Consider the following 6,135-nt stretch of genomic DNA (forward strand, 5'->3'; position numbering starts at 1 on the left):
GTGGCCGGCCGCGCCGTGGGCGTCAGCGATGCCGTGGGCGCCCGCGGCGCGGCCGCCGGCCGGCCGCGGCCGCCCGCCCGCCTGGTCAGGCGATGCGGACCATGTCGTGGCTGTGCAGCGCGAGGATCTTCTCCAGCGCGACCGTGTCCTGCTCCCGGATCGCGGCGACGAGGTTGCTGTGCACCTCCAGGTTGTGGTGCCGCAGCTCCTCGCTGCCCTCCACGTACGTCGCCTTCGTGAGCGTGGCGCTGAGGATCGACACGATCGTCTGGTAGAGGCCGACCAGGACCTCGATCCGGGACGCCCGGGCGATGGCCAGGTGCAGGCGCATGTTCGCGGCCAGATAGGCGTGCGGGTCGTCCATTGCCGCCTGCATGTCATGCAGGGCCCATTCCATCGCCCGCACGTCCTCGGGGGAGGCGCGTTGCAGCGCCACCGGCGGGAAGAGCGAGTCCAGGTAGGCGCGTGCCTCGAAGAGATGCTCGGGGTCCACGGTCAGCCCCTGGTGCCACAGGTCGACTCCGCCGAGGCGGACCTGGGGCGGTGGGTTGGCCACGAACACCCCGCCGTTGGGCCCGGGCCTGACCGTGATCAGATCACGTTCGCGCAGGATGCCCAGGGCCTCGTTCATCACCGAGGGGCTGACCTCGAAACTGCTGATCAGTTCGGTGCGCAGCCCGAGCCGGCTGCCGGCGGGCAGCCGCTCGGCGAGAATCCTGGCCTCGATCTCCGCCGCGACCTGCTGCGCGCGAGAACTTCGAGGCGTCGCGTCAGCTGGCATCGTCCGCGCTCCTTACCGGTCCACATCCTACTGGCCCGCGCCCTACTGGCCCGCGCCCGTACGCCGGCCGCCGGCGCCGCGCCGGCCGGCCGTGGCCCGCCCAGAGGCCGGGCGAATAACCGATCATCATCGAATCCTGTAACAAGATTATGGTGCCTCCTGTCAGCGGACTCCACCGATGGTAGCCGCCTATGAGGGGACGGTCAGAGTTTGCCTATATGATCTTCATATATATGCTTGAAACATGTATGCAGAATAGTTATGGTTGCGACCAGTCGGATGGCAGACCTTGGCGGTCCCGGAGAAGGACTGGTGCCAATTGATCATCTATCGGCCGGCCCCCGAGCGGACGTTCGTGAACGTGCCGTCCTCGCCCGTCGACGACGCCTGCGGCGGGTAGCGCCGTGGCGGGCGAGGCAGCGGCAGCGGGAGAACAGCAGGAGAAGCGGTGACCGGCGGCGCGCCGGCCGGCGCGGGGCTGCCCGGCGCGGGGCTGGTCGACGTGCACACGCACGCCATCGCGCCGTGGCTGCCCGATCTCGCCGGGCGCGACGGCTGGCGAGGCTGGCCCTGCGTCCAGCGGCTCGGTGACACCCGGGCGCGCATCCTCGTCGGCGGGCGGCCGTACCGTGACGTCGACGACCGCTGCTGGTCGGCGCGGCGCCGCCTGGCCGACATGGACGCCGAGGGCGTCGCGGTGCAGGTGCTCTCCCCGATTCCGATCACTTTCTGTCATGACGCCCCGGCCGCCGGTGCCGCGGTCCTCGCGCGGTCGCAGAACGACTTCCTCGCCTCGCTGGTCGCCGAGCGTCCCGAGCGGTTCCGCGCCCTGGGCGCGGTGCCGTTGCAGGACCCCGACGTGGCCGTCGCCGAGCTGCGCCGGTGCGTGCGGGAGCTGGGCTTCCTCGGCGTCGAGATCGGCACCCGGGTCGGCCAGGACGAGCTGGGCGACCCCCGGTTCGACCCGTTCTTCGCCGCCGCCGGGGAGCTCGGCGCCCTGGTGCTGGTGCACCCCGCCGACTCGGTGCTGGATCCGCGGCTGGCCAGGCTCGGGGTGGGCTTCGGCGCCGGCATGCCGTCCGAGACCGGGATCGCGATCGCCGGCCTGCTGGCCGGCGGCGCGCTGGCCCGCCGGCCGGGGCTGCGGCTGTGCCTGGCGCACGGCGGCGGCTGCCTGCCGTGGCTGCTGCCCCGGCTCGACCGGGGCCGGCTCATCAGCGACCCGGCGCTACCAGCGGACCAGTTACCGAGCGCGCTGGCCCGTTCGCTCTACAGCGACTCGCTGACCTATGACGTGGACAGCCTGCTGCTGGCGGTGGCGCGTTTCGGTGCCGAGCACGTCCTGCTCGGCACCGACTATCCCTTCGCGGCACGGGAGAGCCCGGCGGGCGCGGTGCTCGCCGGGCCGCACGAGCGGCTGACCGCCGGCCTGCGGGCCGCCATCGGCCGGCGCAACGCGCTCGGGCTCATCGGCCTGGACAGACGGCTCGTGCCAACGGGCCGTCCGGGCGAACCAGAGGAGTGAGACATGGCGGAGTTTCTCGGGCTCGGGCTGACCCATTACCCGTTACTCGCCGGCACCGACGAGCACATGGCCGGGCTGCTGCGCTGGACGCTGCAGGATCCCGACATCCCCGCGGCGGAGAAGGATCCGGCGTCCTGGCCGGAGCCGATGCGCCGGGAGTGGGCTGACGACCAGGGAGTCGCGGCCGCCGCCGGGCACCGCCGCGAGCTGCGCGCGGGCCTGGCCCGCTGCCGGGCCGCGCTCGACGCCTTCCAGCCGGACCTGCTCGTGGTGTGGGGCGACGACCAGTACGAGAACTTCCGGGAGGAGGTGATACCGCCCTTCTGCGTGCTGGCCTACGACGACACCGAGGTGCACCCGTTCGCGCTGATGAACGAGCGGGGCAGCCCGAACGCCTGGGGCCGGCCGGACGACATGACGTTCACCCTGCGCTCCGACGCCGCCGCGGCCCGGGCGCTCACCGACGACCTGCTCCAGGACGGTTTCGACGTCGCGTACTCCTACCGGAAGCGGGCCGGCGCGCACTTCCCCCACGCGATCGTCAACACCCAGCTGTTCCTGGACTACGACCACGCCGGCACCGAGTTCCCCTACCGGCTGCTGCCGATCACGGTGAACTGCTACGGCCAGCACGCGATCGCCCGCCGGGGCGCGCTGGCCCGGTTCGCCGAGATCCGGGACGAACGGCTGGACCCGGCCGGCCCGTCCCCGGCGCGCTGCTTCGAGCTCGGCCGGGCGGTGGCCCGCGCGCTGCGCGCCGGCGACAAGCGGGTCGCCCTGGTGGCCTCGTCCAGCTGGTCGCACGCGTTCCTCACCGACGCCTCCTGGCACCTGCGCCCCGACACCGCGGCCGACCTGCGGCTGTACGAGGCGTTCGTGCGGGGCGACTACGCGGCGTGGAGCAGCGTCACCGGCGCGCAGATCGTGCGGGCCGGGCAGCACGAGATGCTCAACTGGTTCTGCCTGGCCGGCGCCATGGACGAGCTCGGCATGCCGCTGAGCTGGTCCACCTTCGTGGTCACCGACGTCTTCAACTCCAACAAGTGTTTCGCGATCTTCGAGGGAAAGGCCGGTCTGTGAGCACAACGACGGTCACCGATGAGGTCACCGACGAGGCCGCCGGGCGGACGGTCGACGCCGGCGGCATCCCGACGCACTACCACGACCTCGGCTCCGGGGACCCGGTGCTGCTGCTGCACGGATCCGGGCCCGGGGTCTCGGCGTGGGCGAACTGGCGCCTGACGATCCCCGTGCTGGCCCAGCGGTTCCGGGTGATCGCCCCCGACATCGTCGGGTTCGGCCACACCGGACGGCCCGCCGACATCCACTACTCGCTGGCCACCTGGATCGACCACACCTGGGCGCTGCTGGACGCGCTCGAGCTCGAGCGGGTGTCGGTGGTCGGCAACTCGCTGGGCGGGCGGATCGCGCTGGGGATGGCCTCGCAGCACCCCGAACGGCTGGACCGGATGGTGCTGATGGGTGTCCCCGGCGTGGGGATGACGCCCACCGAGGGCCTGCGCGCGCTGCGGGAGTACGAGCCGTCGCTGGAGAACATGCGCCGGCTGCTGCTCGACTGCTTTGCGGTCGACCCGGCCATCATCACCGACGACCTGGTGCGCATCCGGCACGAGGCCAGCGTCGCACCGGGCGCCTTCGAGGCCTACCGCGACATGTTCTTCAGCCCCCGCCACGCCGGCAGCCAGCTCGCCATCGAGGCGGACGAGGTCGTCACCATCACCACCCCGACGCTGCTGGTGCACGGGCGGGAGGACAAGGTCGTCCCGGTCGAGGTCGCCTGGAACATGGCCCGCCTGCTGCCCGACGCCGACCTGGCGGTCTTCGCCCGCTGTGGGCACTGGACGCAGATCGAGCGTCCCGACGACTTCTCCGAGATCGTGCGCCATTTCCTGGCGCGCCCGTCCGCCACCCGTTCATGATCTTTTCGCGGAGATGATCCCGTGACTTCCCTGTCGAGAACATCAGAATTACCGAGAGTGTCGACGGCGCTGCTCGACGCGGCGCCCGCTACCGACAGCCGGTTCCCGCTGGTCGACGAGGACACCGGCCGGCACCGGTTCCGCGTCCACCGCTCGACGATGACCTCGCCGGAGGTGTTCCGCGCGGAGCTGGACCGGGTGTTCAGCCACTCGTGGCTCTACGTCGGCCACGAGTCCGAGGTGTCCAGGCCGGGCGACTACGTCCGCCGGCCGGTCGGCGGCCGGCCGGTGTTCATGGTCCGCGGGGCGAAGAGCGGCCGGATAAACGTCTTCCACAACACCTGCACCCACCGGGGCGCGGTGGTCTGCCGGCAGCCGGCCGGCAACGCCAAGGCGTTCTCGTGCTTCTACCACGCCTGGACCTTCGACTCCGAGGGACACCTGATGGGGATCCCCGACCGGGACGCGTACGGCGGGGAGCTCGATCTGGCCGCGCTGTCCCTCAGGCCGGTGGCCCGGGTGGAAAGCTACCGGGGGTTCGTGTTCGCCAGCTTCGACCCGGAGATCCAGGACCTGGTCAGCTACCTTGCCGGCGCGGTCGAGTACCTGGACCTGGTGATCGACTCCGCCGACGGGGAAATGGAGATCATCAAGGGGACCAACGAGTACTGCATCGAGGCGAACTGGAAGCTGCTCGCCGAGAACAGCATCGACGGCTACCACGCCGTCTCCACCCATGACACCTACTTCAAGTACCTGCTGGCGCTGGGCACCGACCTCGCCGGCGGGGTGGACGGCACCTCCTACGACCTGGGCAACGGGCACGCCGTCCTGGAGTACCGGGCACCCTGGGGGCGGCCGATCGCCAAGTGGGAGCCGCTGTTCGGCGAGGACTCCCGGGAGGAGATCGCCCGCATGCGCGCCGACCTGGTCTCCCGGCACGGCGAGGCACGCGGCAGCCGGATGGCCGACACCAACCGCAACCTGCTGATCTATCCGAACCTGGTCGTCAACGACATCATGGCGGTCACGGTGCGTACCTTCATGCCGCTGGCGCCCAACCGGATGGACGTCACCGCCTGGGAACTCGCGCCCCGCGACGAGCTCGCCCAGCTGCGCCAGCGCCGGCTCGACAGCTTCCTGACCTTCCTCGGCCCGGCCGGCTTCGCCACCCCGGACGACCTGGAGGCGCTGGAGTCCTGCCAGCAGGGGTTCAGCAGCGGCGGCGTGGAGTGGAACGACATCTCCCGCGGGATGGCCCGCACCCCCGCGGCCAACGACGAGGCGCAGATGCGCGCCTTCTGGCGGCGCTGGAGCCAGCAGATGGGCACGGCCGGCTACGGCGGCGGAGCGGGAGCGTCCCGATGACCACGACCACAGGTGCCCCGGCCGCCCCGGCCGTCCAGCCGGCCCCGATCATCCGGCTGTCCCAGCCCGACGTGGTCCTCGGCCTGGACGCGCTCGGCCGGTCGCAGGTCGAGGACTTCCTCTGCCTGGAGGCCGAGCTGCTCGACGCCTGGGATCTCGACACCTGGCTCACGCTGTTCGCGCCCGAGGCGTCCTACGTCGTCCCGTGCAACGACAGCCCGGACGGCGACCCCGCCCGGGACCTCGTCCTCGTCGACGACAACGCGCTGCGCCTGCGGCTGCGGGTGGAGCGTCTCAACAGCCGCCGGGCGCACCGCGAGTACCCGCACTCGCGCACGAACCACCAGTTCAGCAACGTCGTGGTGGGTGTGCGGGAGGGCGACGAGCTGCCGGTCGTGGCGTCCTTCACGGTGTGGCGGTTCCGCAACGGCAAGGCGTCGTACTACGTGGGGAAGTACCACTACCGGTTCGTCGCGATCGACGGGCGGCTGCGGATCCGGTCCAAGCGCGTGGTCCTGGAC

General features: G+C 71.5%; 6 protein-coding genes. 5 read left to right on the plus strand and 1 reads right to left on the minus strand.

What is annotated here, in order from left to right:
• Positions 1 to 85 precede the first annotated feature (85 nt).
• Positions 86 to 781 (minus strand): FCD domain-containing protein, encoded by a 696-nt coding sequence (locus NBW84_RS21565; RefSeq protein WP_250286859.1) that lies wholly within the window; start codon positions 779 to 781, stop codon positions 86 to 88.
• A 448-nt stretch (positions 782 to 1,229) separates the two neighbouring features.
• Here NBW84_RS21565 and NBW84_RS21570 point away from each other — a divergent pair, with 448 nt between their 5' ends.
• The 5 genes from NBW84_RS21570 to NBW84_RS21590 form a co-directional block, all read left to right on the plus strand.
• Positions 1,230 to 2,306: an amidohydrolase family protein gene (locus NBW84_RS21570; RefSeq protein ID WP_250286861.1), complete on the plus strand. Its 1,077-nt coding sequence runs from the start codon at positions 1,230 to 1,232 to the stop codon at positions 2,304 to 2,306.
• Between the two features lie 3 nt (positions 2,307 to 2,309).
• Positions 2,310 to 3,386 carry a DODA-type extradiol aromatic ring-opening family dioxygenase gene (locus tag NBW84_RS21575; protein WP_250286863.1) on the plus strand — a complete coding sequence of 359 codons (1,077 nt, stop codon included), beginning with the start codon at positions 2,310 to 2,312 and terminating at the stop codon, positions 3,384 to 3,386.
• Positions 3,383 to 4,246, plus strand: a complete 864-nt coding sequence (locus NBW84_RS21580; RefSeq protein WP_250286865.1) for an alpha/beta fold hydrolase — start codon at positions 3,383 to 3,385, stop codon at positions 4,244 to 4,246. The genes NBW84_RS21575 and NBW84_RS21580 overlap by 4 nt, the downstream gene beginning before the upstream one ends.
• 159 nt (positions 4,247 to 4,405) lie before the next feature.
• Positions 4,406 to 5,614, plus strand: coding sequence for an aromatic ring-hydroxylating oxygenase subunit alpha (locus NBW84_RS21585; RefSeq protein WP_445548802.1), 1,209 nt, complete (start codon positions 4,406 to 4,408; stop codon positions 5,612 to 5,614).
• Positions 5,611 to 6,135, plus strand: a 525-nt coding sequence (locus tag NBW84_RS21590) for an aromatic-ring-hydroxylating dioxygenase subunit beta (RefSeq protein ID WP_250286868.1), incomplete at its 3' end; no start/stop codon positions are given. The genes NBW84_RS21585 and NBW84_RS21590, both read left to right, overlap by 4 nt.

The organism is Protofrankia sp. CiP1_Cm_nod2, assembly GCF_920664355.1.
GTDB lineage: Bacteria > Actinomycetota > Actinomycetes > Frankiales > Frankiaceae > Protofrankia.